The 17,104-nt window shown below is 68.5% G+C and carries 18 protein-coding genes and 3 pseudogenes; 10 read left to right on the top strand and 11 right to left on the bottom strand.

The genetic code is table 11. The features are described 5' to 3' along the window. Positions 1–434 precede the first annotated feature (434 nt). From ACIREI_RS23025 to ACIREI_RS23010, 4 genes are all read right to left on the bottom strand, one after another. Positions 435–1,304 carry a carbon-nitrogen hydrolase family protein gene (locus ACIREI_RS23025; protein WP_403335736.1) on the bottom strand — a complete coding sequence of 290 codons (870 nt, stop codon included), beginning with the start codon at positions 1,302–1,304 and terminating at the stop codon, positions 435–437. A gap of 105 nt (positions 1,305–1,409) precedes the next feature. After that, complete coding sequence (locus ACIREI_RS23020) at positions 1,410–1,958, bottom strand: NUDIX hydrolase (RefSeq protein WP_403335734.1); 549 nt, start codon at positions 1,956–1,958, stop codon at positions 1,410–1,412. A 59-nt stretch (positions 1,959–2,017) separates the two neighbouring features. Then, on the bottom strand, positions 2,018–2,521 hold the full coding sequence (locus ACIREI_RS23015) for a GNAT family N-acetyltransferase (protein ID WP_403335731.1): 504 nt from the start codon (positions 2,519–2,521) through the stop codon (positions 2,018–2,020). After that, positions 2,518–3,117 carry a TetR/AcrR family transcriptional regulator gene (locus ACIREI_RS23010; protein ID WP_403335729.1) on the bottom strand — a complete coding sequence of 200 codons (600 nt, stop codon included), beginning with the start codon at positions 3,115–3,117 and terminating at the stop codon, positions 2,518–2,520. The genes ACIREI_RS23015 and ACIREI_RS23010 overlap by 4 nt, the downstream gene beginning before the upstream one ends. 240 nt (positions 3,118–3,357) lie before the next feature. Here ACIREI_RS23010 and ACIREI_RS23005 point away from each other — a divergent pair, with 240 nt between their 5' ends. After that, positions 3,358–4,500, top strand: a complete 1,143-nt coding sequence (locus ACIREI_RS23005; protein WP_403335726.1) for a hypothetical protein — start codon at positions 3,358–3,360, stop codon at positions 4,498–4,500. Positions 4,501–4,557: 57 nt separating this feature from the next. On the opposite strand, the gene ACIREI_RS23000 is transcribed toward ACIREI_RS23005, so the two are convergent. After that, positions 4,558–5,067, bottom strand: coding sequence for a hypothetical protein (locus ACIREI_RS23000; protein ID WP_403335969.1), 510 nt, complete (start codon positions 5,065–5,067; stop codon positions 4,558–4,560). A gap of 72 nt (positions 5,068–5,139) precedes the next feature. Beyond that, positions 5,140–5,812: pseudogene (locus ACIREI_RS22995) on the bottom strand (site-specific integrase); the annotation flags it as partial. On the opposite strand from ACIREI_RS22995, the pseudogene ACIREI_RS22990 reads away from it, so the two are divergent. The 9 genes and pseudogenes from ACIREI_RS22990 to ACIREI_RS22950 all read left to right on the top strand — a co-directional run. Next, a pseudogene (locus ACIREI_RS22990) lies at positions 5,797–5,978 on the top strand (IS5/IS1182 family transposase); the annotation flags it as partial. The pseudogenes ACIREI_RS22995 and ACIREI_RS22990 sit on opposite strands and share 16 nt — an antisense overlap. A gap of 714 nt (positions 5,979–6,692) precedes the next feature. Continuing rightward, positions 6,693–7,727: a LacI family DNA-binding transcriptional regulator gene (locus ACIREI_RS22985; protein ID WP_403335723.1), complete on the top strand. Its 1,035-nt coding sequence runs from the start codon at positions 6,693–6,695 to the stop codon at positions 7,725–7,727. Positions 7,728–8,062: 335 nt separating this feature from the next. Beyond that, the gene (locus tag ACIREI_RS22980) at positions 8,063–9,394 is read left to right on the top strand and encodes an ABC transporter substrate-binding protein (protein WP_403335720.1); all 1,332 of its coding nucleotides are present in this window, start codon (positions 8,063–8,065) and stop codon (positions 9,392–9,394) included. A gap of 267 nt (positions 9,395–9,661) precedes the next feature. After that, positions 9,662–10,537 carry a carbohydrate ABC transporter permease gene (locus tag ACIREI_RS22975; RefSeq protein ID WP_403335717.1) on the top strand — a complete coding sequence of 292 codons (876 nt, stop codon included), beginning with the start codon at positions 9,662–9,664 and terminating at the stop codon, positions 10,535–10,537. After that, a complete protein-coding gene (locus tag ACIREI_RS22970; protein ID WP_403335714.1) occupies positions 10,534–11,394 on the top strand; it encodes a carbohydrate ABC transporter permease in 861 nt (286 codons plus the stop codon). The genes ACIREI_RS22975 and ACIREI_RS22970 overlap by 4 nt, the downstream gene beginning before the upstream one ends. Before the next feature lie 84 nt (positions 11,395–11,478). Next, positions 11,479–12,819 carry a mucin-1 gene (locus tag ACIREI_RS22965; RefSeq protein WP_403335711.1) on the top strand — a complete coding sequence of 447 codons (1,341 nt, stop codon included), beginning with the start codon at positions 11,479–11,481 and terminating at the stop codon, positions 12,817–12,819. Between the two features lie 343 nt (positions 12,820–13,162). Continuing rightward, positions 13,163–13,831 carry an MgtC/SapB family protein gene (locus ACIREI_RS22960; RefSeq protein ID WP_403335708.1) on the top strand — a complete coding sequence of 223 codons (669 nt, stop codon included), beginning with the start codon at positions 13,163–13,165 and terminating at the stop codon, positions 13,829–13,831. Positions 13,832–13,996: 165 nt separating this feature from the next. Beyond that, a complete protein-coding gene (locus tag ACIREI_RS22955; RefSeq protein ID WP_403335707.1) occupies positions 13,997–14,629 on the top strand; it encodes a hypothetical protein in 633 nt (210 codons plus the stop codon). 282 nt (positions 14,630–14,911) lie between these two features. Beyond that, a pseudogene (locus ACIREI_RS22950) lies at positions 14,912–15,016 on the top strand (IS5/IS1182 family transposase); the annotation flags it as partial. A 135-nt stretch (positions 15,017–15,151) separates the two neighbouring features. Here the strand turns inward: ACIREI_RS22950 and ACIREI_RS22945 are convergent. From ACIREI_RS22945 to ACIREI_RS22925, 5 genes are all read right to left on the bottom strand, one after another. After that, positions 15,152–15,385, bottom strand: coding sequence for a hypothetical protein (locus ACIREI_RS22945; RefSeq protein ID WP_403335704.1), 234 nt, complete (start codon positions 15,383–15,385; stop codon positions 15,152–15,154). A gap of 116 nt (positions 15,386–15,501) precedes the next feature. Beyond that, positions 15,502–15,732 (bottom strand): LacI family DNA-binding transcriptional regulator, encoded by a 231-nt coding sequence (locus ACIREI_RS22940; RefSeq protein ID WP_403335957.1) that lies wholly within the window; start codon positions 15,730–15,732, stop codon positions 15,502–15,504. A gap of 63 nt (positions 15,733–15,795) precedes the next feature. After that, a complete protein-coding gene (locus ACIREI_RS22935) occupies positions 15,796–16,008 on the bottom strand; it encodes a hypothetical protein (RefSeq protein WP_403335701.1) in 213 nt (70 codons plus the stop codon). Continuing rightward, the gene (locus tag ACIREI_RS22930; RefSeq protein WP_403335698.1) at positions 16,005–16,205 is read right to left on the bottom strand and encodes an NUDIX domain-containing protein; all 201 of its coding nucleotides are present in this window, start codon (positions 16,203–16,205) and stop codon (positions 16,005–16,007) included. Before ACIREI_RS22930 ends, ACIREI_RS22935 begins: the two co-directional genes overlap by 4 nt. Continuing rightward, positions 16,202–16,972: an HAD family hydrolase gene (locus ACIREI_RS22925; protein ID WP_403335695.1), complete on the bottom strand. Its 771-nt coding sequence runs from the start codon at positions 16,970–16,972 to the stop codon at positions 16,202–16,204. Before ACIREI_RS22925 ends, ACIREI_RS22930 begins: the two co-directional genes overlap by 4 nt. Between the last annotated feature and the right edge of the window lie 132 nt (positions 16,973–17,104).

Genomic DNA, 17,104 nt, shown 5'->3' with positions numbered 1-17,104 from the left:
CTGCTCCTTCGCCGCGCTGGTCGATGGGCTGAAATCCTGGGCTCTCGCTGGCTGCACAGGTGAATGATTGCACTATGGGAGCGCTCCCACCGTCCTTGCGCTGTCCGGCCATCCGAATGCGTGCCCCTCCATGCATAGCCAGACCAAGCGCCGCCTGTCCCCCAGCGAACTCGACGCCCTACTGCGCGCCCCCAGCGGCATCGGCTGCCTGGAATCCGAGCTGACCGACGGCTGGTTCAACACCGCCTACCGAGTCGTTCTCGACGACGGCCGACCCGCTGTCGTCAAACTCGCTCCGCCAGCCGATGTCGCCGTCCTGCGTTACGAACCAGGGGCGGGAACAAGGACCCCAGCAATCCTCATTCTCTCTGCTCAGAGGCACTTTCTGCCTTCGCGATCACCAGTGGGACAGTCCGCTTCATGAAAGCGCGTGGCTAGCGACCTGACGGAAGCGGGGACATGGGGATCCGCTTGCGGGGCTCAAGGGTCGGGTCGCGCAGATCGTCGAGCATGGAGTGTGCGGTGCGGGCGCGGCTCAGGCAGTCCGGGTCGAGGTCGGCGACGAGCAGTTCCCGCCCGTCGGGCCCGGCCTCGGTGACGAGGCGGCCGGTGGGGTCCCAGACGGCGCTGCTGCCGCACGCGGCCCAGCCGCCCGTGGAGCCGACGTGGTTGGAGAGCACCGTGTACATGGTGTTGTCGAAGGCCCGGGCCGGGAACCACATCCGGGACTCGTGGTAGCCGTTGCCGACGCTGAACAGCGCGCCCACCACGTAGGCGTGGCAGCCGTCGAGTGCTGCGGCGCGGGCATGCTCCGGGAAGCCGGAGTCGTAGCAGACGCCGAGGCCGAGCCGCCAGTCGTCGATGTCCAGCGAGAGGCCGTGGTCACCGGGACGGTAGACGTCCCGCTCGGTGCGGAAGAGCATCTGCTTGTCGTAGCGGGCGGTCCAGGTGCCGTCCGAGTCGAGCACGAGGGCGGACACGGTCAACTCGCCGGCGTCGTGCACGGCTGTGCCGACGATGGCAACGGTTCCGGTGTCACGGCATGCCGTCAGCAGGGGGTCCAGCCGTTCGTCTCCCCCTGCCTGCACCGCGCGGCGTTCCGGGTCGGCGCGGATGAGGTCGGGCTCGTAGCCGGTGAGGAACTTCTCCGGGAAGACGACCACTTGGGCGCCCGAGTGTTCTGCGGACTCACGGACCATGGCGGCAGCGGTAGCGGTGTTGGCGACGATGTCACCTGGCTCGGGGCATGCCTGAGCTGTTGCGATGCGCAGTGGACGGGAGGGTAGAGGCACTGTGTGGGTCATGGTGTCGCACCTTGTTCAGCGTGGCGGGTCGACGAGTTGGTGTGAGGCGAGTTGCCATCGGGCGGGCAGTGACTGCGGTCGAAACCGGCCTCGCGGCCGTGCCGGTCAGGCGCGGACCTGCAGGACTTGCCGGACCCGTTCGCGCATTCCGGCGTCGCCGAGCGTCTCGACTTCGCGCCACTGTGCGCCGCTGACCTCTTCGGTCTGCAGCTCGACGACGTCCTGGTCCGTGGTGAACAGGTACCGGAAGTCGATGTGCCGGTGCTCCGGCTCGCCCTTTGCTTCGCTGGCCGGGATGGGGTGCACGTCGATGTGCACGGGCACGTCCAGGAGCGGGACGACATGGTGCGCCTGGATGCCGGTCTCTTCGGTCAGCTCGCGCAGCGCGGAGTCGCTCAGCCGCTCGTCCTCGGCCTCCAGATGCCCGCCGGGGGTGAGCCAGCGCCCCAGGGCCACGTGCCTGATGAACAGGACCCGGCCTTCGCGGTCGGTCAGGATCGCTCCCGCCGTGACGTGACCACGGAACTCCTTGCGGGATGTCAACTCGGCGTCCTGTTCCAGCAGTTCGAAGAGCGGTGCCAGAGCGTCGGCTTCCTGCGGATTCTCCTGAAGGTAGACTTCAGCGGTCTGCCTGATGTGGTCCTTGGTGATCATGCGTTCTCTCGTTCTGCTTCTGGCGGTGGCGATCAGCCGGTCTCGACAGCGGGACACTCTCAGTCGGCGGTCACCGAGACGATGCCGTCAGTCGTCGGGACGGGCAGGGGCTTGGCGTAGCAGCGGCTGAGCCGCTTGTGCTCGTACGGCGGGTAGTTGGGGATCGAGAGGTAACCGGCACGGGTGTACAGCGCGATGGCCTCCGGCTGGTGAACCGCCGTCTCAAGGCGCATCTCGGTATGACCCAGTGCGGCGGCGGTGCGTTCCGCCTCGGACAGGAGGCGGGCGGCGACACCTCGTCCGCGTGCCTGGGGAATGACGTACATGCGCTTGAGTTCGGCCGCGGTGTCCGGGGACGGGAAGGGCTGTACCGCACAGCAGCCGACCGGCCGGCCGGAGACCTCGGCAAGCAGGAAGCGTATTCCGGGGTGGATGTGGGAGCCGCCGGTGCAGGGTTCGTCGGGGTAGCGGGCGGCGAGGTCGGCATCCAGGTCGCGGACCAGTCCCAGAACTCTGGGGTCGTCGGACGCGGCGGGGGTGACGGTCAGTTCCTCGCTGGTCACTGAATGGGGGTCCCTTTGAGAATCAGGTCGAGCTGGGTTCGCAGGACGGTCCGTTGGAGGGCCGGAGGATAGGCGTCCGGATCGGTCACCGCGTTCAGGGCGAGACCGTCCAGGCAGGCGACGAGGGTGCGTACTCGGACGTCAAGGTCCGCTGATTCCAGCGGTTCCGGACAGGCGGCGTCGACGAGAGCGGTCAGGCGGCGGATCCAGGAGGCGTGGCTGCGGCGGTGCTCGCCGAACAGTGCTGGGTCGTTGCGGGTGGTGAGCAGGAACTGTGACCAGACGACGTCTTCGAGGTGTCGTTCGTCGTCCAGGGGCAGGGCCTGTTCGGCCACGGTGTACAGCGTCTCGCGGGCAGTGGCACCGGACGGGAGGGCATCGATGCGGGCCGCCATCCGGCGATGCATCTCGGTGCGGGCATGGGCCAGCAGTGCCTTCTTGTCAGGGAAATAGTGGGTGACCATGCCGGTGGTGCAGCCTGCGGCAGCCGCGACCGCGCGCAGCGTCAGCCCTTCCAGGCCGCTGTCCGAGACGACTTGCCATACGGCCTGGGAGAGCGCCTCCCGCCGCTCGTCGTGGTCGACCTGTCTCGGCATCTCGCCCCCTTTGCGTAACAGATGTTGCGTAATGGGCGCTACGCTACCACGGGGGAGAAGGAAGGCCCGCTCCTCGGGTGCGGGTCAGGCGCTGGAGACGCCCCATGAGCGGGGCTGCCCCGACAGAAACGTGTGGGTTCGCGGATTCCGGGAGCGGAGAGATGACGAACCCACTCGCCTGTCAGCCTTGGATGTGGTGTCGGGAGCGGGTTCGACGCGGGGCATTGGGGGTGACCGGTCGTGGTCGAGGATGATGCGGGAATGAATGATCAGGTTCCCGCCGTAATTCCAGCGCTGGTGTTCGATCGGGAGCACGCACCCGTGCTCGTCGGCGGCTCGGTAGTACCCAGGCGCTTCACGGTGGGCGGTGCCAGTGTCGTCATAGGCCCGGCCGGAATGGTGATCATCGCGGAAGCGAGTGACGCACCCGCCAAAAGCGGTGTGTGGAACGCTGAGGAGGTCCGCTTGATCGGGCCCGCACCGGCGCCGGTCACAGAGCGACTCATGGGGGCGCCCTGGGGTGTGGACGAAGGCTCGTTGCCGATCCACATCGCGGTCCGCGTCGGAGGTGAAGTCTTGTACCTGGGCACCGCCCAAGTGAGCCAGGCTGGCACCTCCGATGGCGTTCTCACCGACTGCGAACTGCGCTTTGAAGCACCCTTGAGCAGAGAACTCCTCAACCGAGTGCGCCCACCACTTCCACCTGAGCACTTGCCGGGCTTGGAGTGGCTGGGGAATGTGAACGGTGACCGTGCGGCAGCTCTCGAGCAGTTCGTCACCGGCTGGTACCCCACCACCGACGCCACCGAATCACCTGCCAGCGACTCCGCGTCACACCTTCCCGGTGGACTGAGACAGCTGTACCGGCTCGTGAAGCAGCGGCCGGGTGCCCTCGGAACCCAGAACAGGATCCTGCCCGAGCCAGACCTGCACACCGACCATCTCGGGGAGATGCTCGTCTTCGGCGTCGAGAACCAAGGAGGCTTCTTCTGGTCACTCCTGTGGACGCTTGAGGGACCTGAAGCCGATCCGACTGTCTGGTTCCGTGAATTCGACGAGGAGCCGATCGCCGAACAGGAACCGCTCAGCGGCTTCCTGATCCAGTTCTCCCTCTTCGAGGCCTCCATGGGCGCCGACTACCTCGCTCTGCCCCGCAAACTCACTGCACCACAGGTCGAGCAACTCACCGAAGCGCTGCACCTTGTGCCCCTGCGTCCCTTCTGGCCCTGGGCACCCACCCACTTCTATGTGGCCCCCGGTCTCGTCGTGCATGTCAGCAGCGAGGACGGGGAAGCATTCGATGCCTGGGCCGGCGCCACCCACCGAAGTGCCCTGGACCCGCTGGCCGACCTCCCTATCGACTGGAACCGCTTCGATGGCTGATTGTCTTACGAGACCAGCTGACGGCCCGCCGTGGTGATCACCTCAGCAGCCAGGCAGTCAACGGGGTAGTCGGGCTGTCCGTTCCGGGTACGCCGCAGCGACGTAGCGCATGGCGGTCTGAGCGGTGATCCGGAAGAGCCGCATCAGCTTGAGCGGATCGCCGGTGGCAAACGCCTCGTCGAGCATGCGGTCCTGGCGCAGGCCGACGAGCGTGACGTCCTTGGGCACGGCCTTACGAAGCAGAGTCCTGCTGACTGTCGGCTGGTCCGGATCAAGGGCCGTCTTCTGGCTGACGAGGAGATGCGGATTGGTTGAGGCCGGCCAGCGCTGGTGGCGGTAGGCCAGCCACTCGCTGGCAGGTCGGTGAGTGAACTCCTCCAGGTAGAGGGTGTGTCGCAGCAACCCGCGTTGGACTTCGAGGGTGCCGCGGGCGAGGCTCAAGTCGGTGGTCAGCAGCGTGCGGAGTTCTTCACCGGGCAACGCGTGGATGGCCACCAAAGCGATGATCAGACGGTTGAGTGGAGTCTTGGCCTGATCCATCAATCCAGCCAGGAGATCACTACGCATGGACTGCGGGAGTCCTTTGAGGTGACCGACCGACAGTTGACGGGTCGGATCCCGGAAGACCATCCGTTCCCGCTTGAGCGCCTGCGGGAACAGGTCAGTGACCGGGCCTGGAAGGTAGTTCGTGGCTGCGACGTGCAGCGACCGCCGGAAGGTGGAAGCCCAATCGTCGGAGCGATCGGCAGATTCAGTGCGGCGACCGCAGTCGGTTTGCGCTCAGACGGCCACAGAGGTGCTCGTGGGTGCTCGGCGTCGTCCCCGAACTCGCCCCGACCTCTTCGATGTACCACCACAGCAGGGCACGTCCCTCCTGCAACATGTACGCCTCGCGAGGCCGGGGCCCGGAACCGCGGGCCCCCTTCCCCTGGACGACGAAACGACCTCACTGGCCGTGCTCCCAGTGGATGTCGCCCATGCACACCCCGCACAGCTCCGCTGCGCGTACACCGGACAGGTACGCGACCTTGGTCATCACGTAGTCGCGGCACGCGACGAAGTACTTCCTTGCGTTCGGCAGGTCCTCGCGCCAGCGAGCGAAGAAGTCGCGCATCGCCGCCTGCGACGGGGGGATCCGAAGCCCGAAGTCCCCGCGGTGCCGCGGCCGGTTGAACAGGTCGATCGGCGACTCCACGGCAGCACCGAAGCGACGCATGATCTCGCCGGCATACCGCTGCTCAAGGAACGCAAAGTAGGCGTCAATCTTGTTGATCTTCGCACGCAGAGTCGACGCCGCGCGTTTCCCAGGCCCTCCGGTTCGGCTGCCCCCACGAGGCGAGCGCGGATTCCACGTGCTCGGCCACGACCATCCGCAACCGCCGCGACCAGCGCATACGCCGGGGCCTGTTCGTCCGCCTGAAGGTGTGCTCGATGCCCACGACCGGATCTTCGGTCTCGTCCTCGACCAGATCGAAATCCGCCGTGTGCGCTGGGCCGACCACTTCTTCGGGCAGGTCTTCGACCTCGTACAGGAAGAGTTCCTCACCTGGTGGATGTAGACGCCGCCGGGCAGGGTGAGCATGAGCAGGGCTGCGGCGCGGGCGCGGAGGGTGCCGAGGGCTCGCTCGGAGGGATGTCCCTGGTCGCGCGGCGGGGTGGTCACGCCGGTTCGGGCGCGGCCGTAGCGGTTGTCGTGCTTGGACGCACAGGCCGAGCTCTCGACCACGACATGCGGGCATCGGTCGGGTAACCGGAGCGCATTGCTGTGCCCCGGTCCCTCAGAACCCATGCCCGCTTTCCAGGCAACCGGCTCAAGCAAGCCCCAAGGGCTCACACATGCATGGTCCGGGTTGTTCCAGCAGTTGGTCTTCTCTGCGGGCGAGGGAGTGGCCAAGCCGGACCTGGCGGCCTACGAGCGGGGCACGGACAACTTGGCCTGCCGCCCCCTCGGATCGTCTTCTTCGACCACAGGCCGGAGACCGTCGAGGCCGCACGGCGCCACGGCTGGGACGGCCACGTCTCGACCGATGCCGCGGCCGCCCCGGGACGTGCTCGCGGGACGGCGACTGCTGGCGCCGCAGTATGCCTGCGGAAGGGGCTGACTTTGTGGCGGGCGGCGGCGGGTTCGGCCGGGACTCGTGGTGGTCCCCCCGCCCCCTGACGGAATCCAGCCGCTGTGATACCCATATGGCGTGGCAGAGGTGAGGCCGTCCAAGGCGCCGACGATCAACGACATCGCCCGGGAGGCCGGGGTGTCGAAGTCGGCTGTCTCGCTTGCCCTGCTGGGCCAGGGTCGGCTCAGCGAGGAGACCAGGGAGCGTATCCTTCGCGTCGCCCAGCGCCTGGGGTACGTGAAGAACGCCATGGCGCAGGGGTTGGTCGCCTCCCGCACGTTCACGCTGGGCATGCTGGTCCGTGATGCTTCACGCCCCTTCTACGGTCACCTTCAGACGCTGCTGCAGGCGCGCGCCGTACACCACGGATATCGGGTGGTCACCACCACCGGGGCGCGGGAGTTCGCGCTGGAGGAGGAGCGCCGGGGGCTGCAGACGCTGCTGTCCCTGCGGGTGGAGGGGCTGATCGTGTGCAGCGGTCTGCTGCCTGTAGACGACATCGTCCCCTTCACCGAGCGAGTTCCGACCGTGGTTGCCGGACGTCCGGAGCACCACCCCGCGGTCAGCAGTGTCTTCTGCGACGAGGAGGACGGCGCCGAGCAACTGGTCGACCATCTGCTCGGCCTCGGGCATCGAAGCGTGGTGGTGCTGCTGGTGCCCGAGCGGCAGTCCCTTACCGAGCACAGGAGGGGTGCCGCGATGGTGCGGCGGCTGCGCGAGGCCGGAGCGGCCGTCACCGAGGTGGAGGCGTCGACGCCCGGTGTCACGGCTGAGGGGGCGACGGCCGCCGTCCTCGGCGACCCGGCGGTAACGGCGGTCATGTGTCCGTCGGACTGGACCCTGGTCGCCGTCCTGGAGGCGTTCCGCGAGGCGGGGATCAGGGTGCCGGACGACGTTTCGGCGACGGGGTACGACGGCGTGGGGGAGTTGACCACCCCGCTGCTGGGCTTGACGACCCTGTACCAGCCTCTGGACGAGATCGCGAAGCGCGCTGTCGACCTGCTGGTGGAGCAGTTGGGCGTGTCTGCGCAGCCCGTCAGGCACATCGCCCTCAGGGGCACTCTGCGCGTTGGGACGACCACCGCCTCGCCCACGCGCCGGGCCCGGAGCTGAGCGCTCGGACCTCCTGGACGGGCACCACCCTGCTCCCGGCCCTCTTGCGCCGCCGGTGCCACCCCTGAGCGGGCACCGCCCGCGATAGCCGGCCGCCGGTGCGAAGACCCACCGAGTGCGGCTGCGCCGGCCTCGGACCACCAGAACATCTCCGAACGCCGGGCCCGCCGGGTCGTATCCCGGTCGCGTTCCCCCCGTCCGTTCACCGCCCAGCCACGAAAGCGCCGATCAGAGGTCTTGTCTGGAAAGCATCGCACAGGTACCGTGCTCGCCGTTGGTGGAACGCTCCACCATGTGTTGAAATGGTGCTGTACCGGGATGCAAGGGGCAGGGACATGTCCGAAATGAAGACAGCTCGAAAAGTGCCCGGGAGAGCCGGGCTCGCGGCCTCGGGCGTGGTTCTCGCCCTGGTGCTGAGCGCGTGCGGCGGTGGCGGGGCGGACAGCGGCGGCGCCGAGGCGGGTTCGGGCACCGGCGCGATCACGGTGTGGGCCCACCAGGGCCAGGACGCGGAGAACGCGGCCCTGCAGCGCGCGGTCAAGGGGTTCAACAGCTCCCAGAGCGAGATCAAGGTGTCGCTGAAGCTGCTGCCGACCGAGACCTACACCAGCACGGTGCAGGCCACGAAGGCATCCGGCATGCCGGACGTCCTCGAGATGGACGGCCCCACGATGGCGAGCTACGTCTACAACAACAAGATCTCGCCGATCGAGGACTACGTCAGCGTGAAGACGCTCTCCAACCAGACCGAAGCGGCGGTCAACGAGGGTACTTATCAGGGCAAGCGCTACGGGCTGGCCATGTACGACTCCAGCGTCGGCCTGTACGCCGACAAGAAGCTCCTGGAGAAGGCCGGTGTCTCCGTGCCGTCCGGCGGAAAGGGCTGGAGTGCCGAGCAGTTCACGTCCGTGCTGAAGAAACTGGCGGCGGTCACTCCGGGCGGCAAGGCCATGACCGCGGTCGGGTTCGGCAGCGAGGGCGGGACGTACCGGTACTCGCCCGTCGTGTGGTCCGCCGGTGGTGACCTGCTGAAGGACAGCAAGGCCACGGGCGTGCTGGACAGCGCCCCCGTGGTGGAGGCGATGAAGACGTTCGCCTCCTGGAAGCCGTACGTCGACCCCGACGCTGACGGCAACGCCTTCCCCAAGGGACGGGTCGCGCTCTCGTGGAACGGGCACTGGGTGTATCCGACGTACAAGGAGGCACTCGGCGATCGGCTCACCGTCGTACCGCTGCCGGACTTCGGGCACGGGTCGAAGGCCGGGGCCGGGTCCTGGGAGTGGGGTATCAGCCGGAGTTCGAAGAACGCCGCTGCGGCCGGTAAGTTCCTCGACTACCTGCTCGGCGACGCGAACGTGAAGGCCATGACGGACGCCAACGGTGCCCCGCCGGCGACCCGGAGCGTCGCCGCCGAGAGCACCCTCTACCGCAAGGGCGGCGCCCTGTCGGTGTTCGCCGACAACCTCGCCGCGCCCTGCACGTCCGGTGCGGTCGACGACGCCTGCCGGGCGGTCACCCGCCCGGTGACCCCGGGCTATCCGGTCATCACCTCCAGCTTCTCGCAGGCACTGCTCAACATCTGGGGCGGAGCCGACCCCGAGACGGAACTGCGCAAGGCGGCGACCGTCATCGACACCGACTTCGCCGACAACGCCGACTATCAGTAAACAGCAGGCGCTCGCACCACAGCCCGCACGTGTGACGGCCGCACCGCGGGGATCGATCCGCGCCCACCCGGCGGATCGATCCCACCGCGCCTCGTACAGCGGCAGCGCAGCACAGACAGGACAGAACAGGGACAGCCGGTGTCAAGATCACCTCATGTGCGGCAGACCGCACTCCATCCACCTCACGACGACCCACCGCCGAGCGAGCACAGTGAATCAGCCGGGCGGACGGTCCGGCCCCGCCCGGGCAGGGCAGCCGGTGTTCTCATGGCCCTGCCCGCCCTGGTGGGCCTGCTGGTCTTCCTGGTGGTCCCGTTCGTGGTCTCGATCGTTCTCTCGCTGTACAACGTCCGTCTCAACTCACCGGTACCGGCCGAGTTCTTCGGCCTGGAGAACTACCGGCGTCTGCTGACCGTTCCGGTCTTCTCCCAGCCGTTCCTGCACTCGATCCTGAACAACTTCACCTTCGCCGCGCTGGTCGTCCCGTTGCAGACCGGGGCCGCGCTCGGGCTGGCCCTGCTGCTGAACCGCAAGCTGCGCGGCATGACCGTGTTCCGCACGTTCTTCTTCATGCCGGTCGTGTATCCGATGGCGCTGGTGGCCATCATCTGGCGGCTGATTCTCGACCCGGGCCCGAACGGCCTGGTGAACGCCCTCTTGGGGCACCTCACCGGCGGGCTCCTCGGGCCCCACGACTGGCTGGGGTCGGGCAGCACGGCCATGCTGTCGGTGATCGTGCTGTCGATGTGGCAGGGCGTCGGCTTCCAGATGGTGATCATCCTGGCCGGCCTGCAACGGGTCCCCCGCGAGCTGTACGAGGCGGCCTCCGTCGACGGAGCGGGCCGCTGGCAACGGTTCCGCCACGTCACGCTACCCGGAATCCGCAACACCCTGGTGTTCGTCGCGACGATCACCACGATCGAGGCGTTCCGGGTCTTCGACCAGATCTACATCCTGATCACCACCGCCGGACTCGACGAGAAGTCGACCCAGACCATGATGTACCTGGCAACCATCACGGCGTTCGACCAGCAGAACGTGGGCCGGGCCTCCGCCATCTCGATGATCTTCTTCTGCATCGTCCTCGCGGTCACGCTGCTCCAGCGGATGGTTGTCCGTCAGCGGAAGGACGCGGACGCATGACACACCCCCCAGCCGCCCGGCGCACGGGACAGATGCTGCGTACCGGAGCGAACTACGCGCTCATGACGTGTCTGACGCTCCTGTTCGCGTCTCCGGTGCTCTATCTCTTCATCGGCAGCCTCAAGCCGTCGGCGCAGGTGCTCGACGGCCTGTCCGGCCTGATCCCGCGCGACCTCTCCTTCGACAACTACATTGGCGTCCACGACAGTCTGAACTCGCCGAGCACTGGGTACCTTTGGCACTTCCTGCTGGTGTCACTCGTGGTCACGGGGGCCGTCGTCGCCTCGGGGCTCGTGGTGAACTCACTGGCGGCCTACGCCTTCGCCCGGCTGTCGTGGCCCGGCCGCGACGCGCTCCTCGTCATGGTCATCGCATTGATCGCGGTGCCGTTCGAGGCGGTCGCGGTACCGCTCTTCTACATGCTCAACGACGCCCGCGACACCCTGCACGTGCTGGTGCTTCCCTTCATCGCGAACGCGTTCAGCATCTTCCTCTTCTACAGCCACTTCATCGACCTGCCGAAGAGCACCGAGGAGGCGGCGCTCATCGACGGCGCGGGCCCGTGGCGCATCTTCTTCTCCATCGTGGTGCCCAACAGCAAGCCGGCGTTCGCGACGGTGGCGATCCTGACCTTCCTCTCCCAGTGGGGCTCGTTCCTCTGGCCGGTCCTGATGGTCTCCGACCCGTCCGTGCGCACACTGCCGCTGGAGCTGAGCGTCTTCTCCGCCCAGTTGCCCGTCGACTGGGGCCGCGTCTTCGCCTTCGGCGTCATCCTCGTCGCGCCGGTCCTGATCATTTTCGTCCTGTTCCAGCGCTGGTTCGTGGAGAGCGTGGCCAACAGCGGCCTGAAGGGCTGACACGACACGGCACACCACCTGTGCCCGCCTCGAACCGCACCGCGTCGCACACTCCTTCCGGCGCCCCCTTCCGATGGGAAACCCATGCGATACGCACCCCCAGGGCTGTGCCTGAACGACTTCGACCTCATCACCGTCGAGGACGGCTACATCGCCCTCCACCTGCAGGGTCCGTGGACCCGCAGGTTCGACCACACCCACATGGAGACCTCCTACGGTCGTGCCTTCTCCACAGATCTGGTCACCTGGGAACCCCTGGGACCGGGCTTCGGAGTCGGCGCGCCGGGCCGCTTCGACGACACAGCCGTGTGGACGATGCACGTCTTCCCCGCCGAGGGGCGTACGGCGATGGCCTACACCGGCGTCACCGAGCGCGGCTGGCTCGACCAGACGATCGGCCTGGCCTGGTCCGACCGTGCCGAGGGCACCGGCTGGCGGCGGGCCCGCCCGGATGAGCCCGTGGTGCGCGCCGATCCTCGCTGGTACCGGGTGGAGGGAGCGCACCAGGCATGGCGGGACCCGTTCGTCGTGCGCGACGACGAGAACCCCGGCTGGCTGATGGTGATCTGTGCCAGCGACGCACGGCTGCCTGCCGAGCGAAGCGGCTGCGTCGCGTTCGCCACGTCGGACGACCTCCTCAACTGGACGGTCCACCCGCCGTTGATCTCACCTGGCGACATCGACCAGCTGGAGTGCCCCGTCCTGGAGCGCACCGCGAACGGCTGGCTGCTGCTGGGCTGCAACCACGGTGACTACACCTTCGAGGCATGGGAGGCCCCCCGACTGCGCGGCCCCTGGACCCGCGTCGGCCGCGTCGCGCCGCCCGGCAGCTACGCCCCCCGCGTCACCACTGCTCCGGACCGGCGGCGCGTCGTGCTGCACACCGTGCCCCGGCGCGTCGGCCTCACCGACGCGGGGGCCCGGTGCCGGGGCATGCTGGCCCAGCCGAAACTGCTCGCCAACGACGCCGACCACGGCTGGCACCTGCGCTGGTGGGACGGGCTCGACCCCTGGATCGGCCCGGACGTCACACACACCGGCGAGCCCGTCCTGAACGCCGTCACCGACATCGACTGCGCGGGCGGCGACATGGACGTCCTGCTCCGCGAACGCGACGCGGGCGAACCCGTCGTCCTGCGGCTGCGCGGCCAGGAGATATCCCTGGCCAACGCAACGGGCGGCCCCCACCTCAGACACCTGCCTTGCCCTGTCCGGGAGCTACGGGTGCTGACGGTGGGGGAGTACATCGAGGTCTACGCCGACGGAGTGCACGTACTGAACGCGAGCACCTACTCCGGCCGGAGCACCGTCATCCGCCGCCACGGCCGCGCCGGCGCCGACGGCCTGCGGGTACGGCGGCTGCTGCTGCCCGACCCCCTGCGCGATGACGCCTCCGCCGTGTGGCGCGCTCCCGAACCGCGGTAGCGGGGAGGGGCGGTGGCACGGCCTTCACCGATACGCCTGCTCGACGGCCTGGAGGGCACCGAAATCCAGGACGTTCACAGAACGGGCCTGGGGGAGGTTCCAGCCGAACTTTCGTTGGCCGGGAGGGGCGTCTGGCCGGAGGCCGGCCGCTGTTCCCGGCAGCGCGAGGGGCGGTACGGCGGCCACGGGCCGTCCCCGTCCGGCCGCCGCTTGCGGCATCGGCGACTTCCGCCCACCAGGCGGCGGATCGATGACGCGGCACGCGAGATGGAAGCCGCCCGGCCGCGCTCCGACACCGACCTCGCCGATCCGTCGAGCCCACGCCAGAAGAAAAAGGAAACCCGTGATCTCGCAATGGGAACTGGTGATACGGATCCTCGTGGCCGCCTCCGCAGGGCTGGCCCTCGGACTCGAACGCGAGTGGGGCGGGCATCCCGCCGGAGCCCGCACCCACCTGCTCGTCGCGGTCGGGGCATGTCTGTTCACCCTGTCCGGTGGCTACGGGCTCGACCCGGTCCACACCGCCGGCACAGACCCCACCCGGGTCGCCGCTCAGGTCGTCTCCGGTATCGGCTTTCTCGGAGCCGGCGCCATTATCCAGTCCGGCGCGTCCATCCGCGGCCTGACCACGGCGGCGACCGTGTGGATCAGCGGCGCGCTCGGCGTGGCCGCCGGCGCCGGGGTGTACCTGCTGCTCGCCGCTGGCCTGGCCACCGTACTCGCGGCCCTGGTCGGGCTGTCGGCCACCCGCAGGCTGCTGAGGCGGAGGAGGCCGGGCAGCCTGGAAGTGGATTTGCTCTATGAGCAGGGCTCCGTCGCGCTCGGCCCGCTTGTGCGGGGTGTCACCGAGCTCAAGGGGCGCATCGACGAGCTGGTCGTGGAGGCCGACCCCGACCCGCCCGGACTGCGGCGCGTACTGCTGCGCGTGCGCGTCCGTGACCGTACGGCCCTGCAGGCCCTTATGTCGTCGATCCACGAGCGGCCGGAAGTCCACGCCGTCTCCGTCCGGTGACAGGTGCCCCCGCGGAACCGGAAATCTCTCTCACTGACCCCTTTGCACGCCCCACGAGCGTGAAGGTAGCCTCACCTCACGATGGTGGAACGTTCCATCAGATCGCGATCCAGTCCCCCGACCGCACGCCACTCCCAGCCCGCGGCCGAACCACAGGAGCAACCGATGAACCCTTCGACCCCCTACCGTTACGGCGTCTTCCTGCGCCCCGACCCCACCACCTGCGCCCTGCTGGCCCAGTTGCATCTGCTGATGAAGCAGCAGTACGGCCTCGTGTCCTGCGCCGCCTTCCCGCCCCACGCGACCTTGGCGGGCAGCATGCACACCCTCGCCGACCCCACCGAGGTGGCCGATCGGGTCGGCGAGGCACTGCGCGGAACGCGTCAGTTCACGGTGTACAACAGTGGCTTTGAGCAGGGCACCCAGGGCGTTTCCTACAACGTCCACGACCTGCCGGACGGCACCGTCAACCGCCCCATGGCGGACCTGATCCTCACCGCACACAAGGCATTCGACGGCATCTCCCTGCCGCCCGACCACTTCCCCTTCATCGACATCGAGCCGGCCGAATTCCGGGCCCACCTGTCCGTCGTCGCCCACGAGATGCTGCTGCGCCCCGACCTCCTGCCGGAGGTCACCGAGTTCGTCGAGCGACTCGGCTGGCAGCCCCCCGCCTCCTTCACCGCCGAGACCGTCTCCCTCTTCCGCTTCCACAGTCCGGACTGGCAGGGCCACTGGTGGACCACCCTCACATGGGAGCACGTCCGCAGCTGGACCCTCGAAACCGCCGCCGGCTGATGACGGCCCCGGCACGGCAGGAGGAGGGCGGCAAGGTGGACAGTGGCGGAACGTGCCGAGGTCCCCAAGGGCACAGATAGCGAGGACCGCCTGGTCGTCGTCGAGGGCAACCCGGACGTCGTCTGCTGCTCAAGCAGCTCGGCGAACTCGCCGACGCCCACACCTAAGCCTCGCCGGGGACGAGCGCCTGGAACTCGTCCCCGGCGACATCGTCTGCATCAAGAAGAACGCTCCAGCATTCGAGGCCGTCATGGCCAGGATCCGGTTCCGTGAAACGGACTCGGAGGATCCAGAGGCCGACCGGAGGCCGTCCTCGCGGATCGTGCGTATTCCTCCCGCGCAATCCGCGGGCATCTCCGCCGACGCTGCATCCGTGCCGTCATCCCGTAGCCCGCCGGCCAGGTCGGACACCCCCTGCGGCCAGTCCAGCCGGTCTTCTGTATTTAGCCTGGTCAACGGCCTGGCGGTGGGGAGTGTAGCGGGGGTAGGCATGGGTGGGGCGGACTTGGGCCGACCGTCCCATCAACGTGTGCCCGCGCCGCATGCAATGACAGCGTCGGGCACGTGCCTTGTGGCGACGCCTTCATTGGGACCCGTGCACGGCGTGGTCGCGGCGCGCAGGACGGCGGCGTGGTTGAGCTCGTCGCAGACCACGCTGCCGAGAGCGGGATCCCGCTCCGGCCGTCCGGCCGCGACGGTGGGCACATGCCCGGTGAACGGCGTGATGTCCTGCGCGGGCAGCATGCCGCTGCACACGACGAGCCCCTCGATCCCCAGTGCCAGCAGCGTCTGCGGTGTCCGGCGTTCCTCGTCGACAGCGAAGGTTCCGCTTGGGTCGCCGCCGCCACGCGATATCCGCGTTGGGCGGCGCGTTATTCGAGTGCCGCGTGCAGGTGGGCGTAGAAGGGGTTGGCGGCGTCGCGGACCAGGACGCCGAGGGTCTGGGCGCGCTGGGAGACCAGGCTCTGCGCCCTCGCGTTCTTGACGTAGCCGAGGCGCTGGGCGGCCTCAAGGATCCGCTGCCGCGTCTCCTCGCTGATCCGTCCCTGGCCCAACAGGGTCCGTGAGACCAGGGGCTTCGACACCCCCGCCTCTCGGGCGATGTCGATGATGGTCGGGGCCTTGGCCGACTTGTTGCCAGTCTTCGGAGGCAGTATTACCAGCCGTCATCCGAGCTGGTAGCAGTGAGCGTCGACGTCCGGCAGCGCCAGCTCCTGCCGCCCTGCGCGCAGCACCGTCGCCGAGGGTTCGAAAAGCCGGTCCGGAAGCGCGCTCGGCTCCACCCACTCCCGCATCCGGATCTTCTCGGGCTCACACACCGCCGGCTCTCCCGAGACGTCCGTCGCCTCCCCCACCGCGGCTGCGGAGACCCACGTCACCCCGCGCAGCCGTCCATTGCCACGGCGACCGTTCGCGCGGCCCGCGGTTCGGTCACCAGCCCCGTCTCCTCCCGCAGTTCACGGGCGGCCGCACTCTCGAAGCTCTCGCCGGGATCGACCTTGCCGCCATGTAGCTCCCAGCGGCCGTCGTGGCCGAGCCCCAGAAGGATGAGGCCGGTGGTGTCGAGGACGATCACTCCAATGCCCGTGACGCGTTCGGCGTGGGTGCCGCCCGGTCCGCCCGGTCCGCCCGGTCCGCCCGGTCCGGGAGATCCTCGCACCGCAGCCTGCCGACGGTACCTGCGCCGTCCGGGGCGGCACGACCTGCCGGCCGCTGTCGCGGCAGCAGTCGGCGTTCGGCAAGCACCTCTCGGGCGGCCGTGACACCGGTCCAGACGTGCCCGTCCCACCCGTGACGCCGTGCCGCCTTGACGTTCTCCGGCCGGTCATCGAAGAAGATGATCCGAGCGGGCGGCACACCGAGGAGCTCCGTCGCTCGCTCGTAGGCCGCCGCCTGCGGCTTCGCCAGCCCCTCACGTGCCGAGAAGACCAGTTTCTGGAACAGCCCCGACCAGGCGCACTGCTCCGCCGTCTCCGCGAGTGCCAGCGGCGCGTTGGACAACAGCCCGAGTCGCAGGCCGTGCCTCCGTAGGTCTTCGAGCAGCAGCAGGGAGTCGGCGGCCAGTACTGTCCACTCCCGTGCATCGGCCCGCGCCAACGCCGCCGCGGTCCCGTCGACAGGCGCGACACCCGCACCGGTGGCCACTGCACCCCAGTACTCGGCTTCCGGACATCCCAGGTCGTAGGCATCGCGGTGCGCCCAGTACACCTCGGTGAGCGCCTTCACGTCGACGGTGTCGGGACCGAGGAGGCGGGCCAGAGGCTCTATCGGGTCGGCCGGACGCGCCAGCACTCCGCCCAAGTCGAAAACGACCGCGTCGTAGGGCGCGGGTCTGTCAGTCATCTCAGTGCTGGAACGTTCCATCATGGAATGAGTGTATCGCGATACAGCAGATGTGATGTGACGGATGCCTTCGGCTCATGCGAGCCGTGCTGTCGGGGCCGCTGAACCACGATGAGGACGTCCTGGGCGGCG

Source organism: Streptomyces sp. NPDC093591 (genome assembly GCF_044764885.1).
Lineage (GTDB): Bacteria > Actinomycetota > Actinomycetes > Streptomycetales > Streptomycetaceae > Streptomyces.
This window is presented reverse-complemented; position numbering and strand designations above follow the sequence as displayed.

What these genes read in the sequence shown, in the direction of transcription:
- ACIREI_RS22980 (WP_403335720.1), top strand. Translation starts at nt 8,063, where the DNA reads ATGTCCGAAATGAAGACAGCTCGAAAAGTGCCCGGGAGAGCCGGGCTC.
- ACIREI_RS22970 (WP_403335714.1), top strand. Translation starts at nt 10,534, where the DNA reads ATGACACACCCCCCAGCCGCCCGGCGCACGGGACAGATGCTGCGTACC.
- ACIREI_RS22965 (WP_403335711.1), top strand. Translation starts at nt 11,479, where the DNA reads ATGCGATACGCACCCCCAGGGCTGTGCCTGAACGACTTCGACCTCATC.
- ACIREI_RS22955 (WP_403335707.1), top strand. Translation starts at nt 13,997, where the DNA reads ATGAACCCTTCGACCCCCTACCGTTACGGCGTCTTCCTGCGCCCCGAC.
- ACIREI_RS23020 (WP_403335734.1), bottom strand. Translation starts at nt 1,958, where the DNA reads ATGATCACCAAGGACCACATCAGGCAGACCGCTGAAGTCTACCTTCAG.
- ACIREI_RS22975 (WP_403335717.1), top strand. Translation starts at nt 9,662, where the DNA reads ATGGCCCTGCCCGCCCTGGTGGGCCTGCTGGTCTTCCTGGTGGTCCCG.
- ACIREI_RS23000 (WP_403335969.1), bottom strand. Translation starts at nt 5,067, where the DNA reads ATGCGTAGTGATCTCCTGGCTGGATTGATGGATCAGGCCAAGACTCCA.
- ACIREI_RS23010 (WP_403335729.1), bottom strand. Translation starts at nt 3,117, where the DNA reads ATGCCGAGACAGGTCGACCACGACGAGCGGCGGGAGGCGCTCTCCCAG.
- ACIREI_RS22925 (WP_403335695.1), bottom strand. Translation starts at nt 16,972, where the DNA reads ATGACTGACAGACCCGCGCCCTACGACGCGGTCGTTTTCGACTTGGGC.
- ACIREI_RS23025 (WP_403335736.1), bottom strand. Translation starts at nt 1,304, where the DNA reads ATGACCCACACAGTGCCTCTACCCTCCCGTCCACTGCGCATCGCAACA.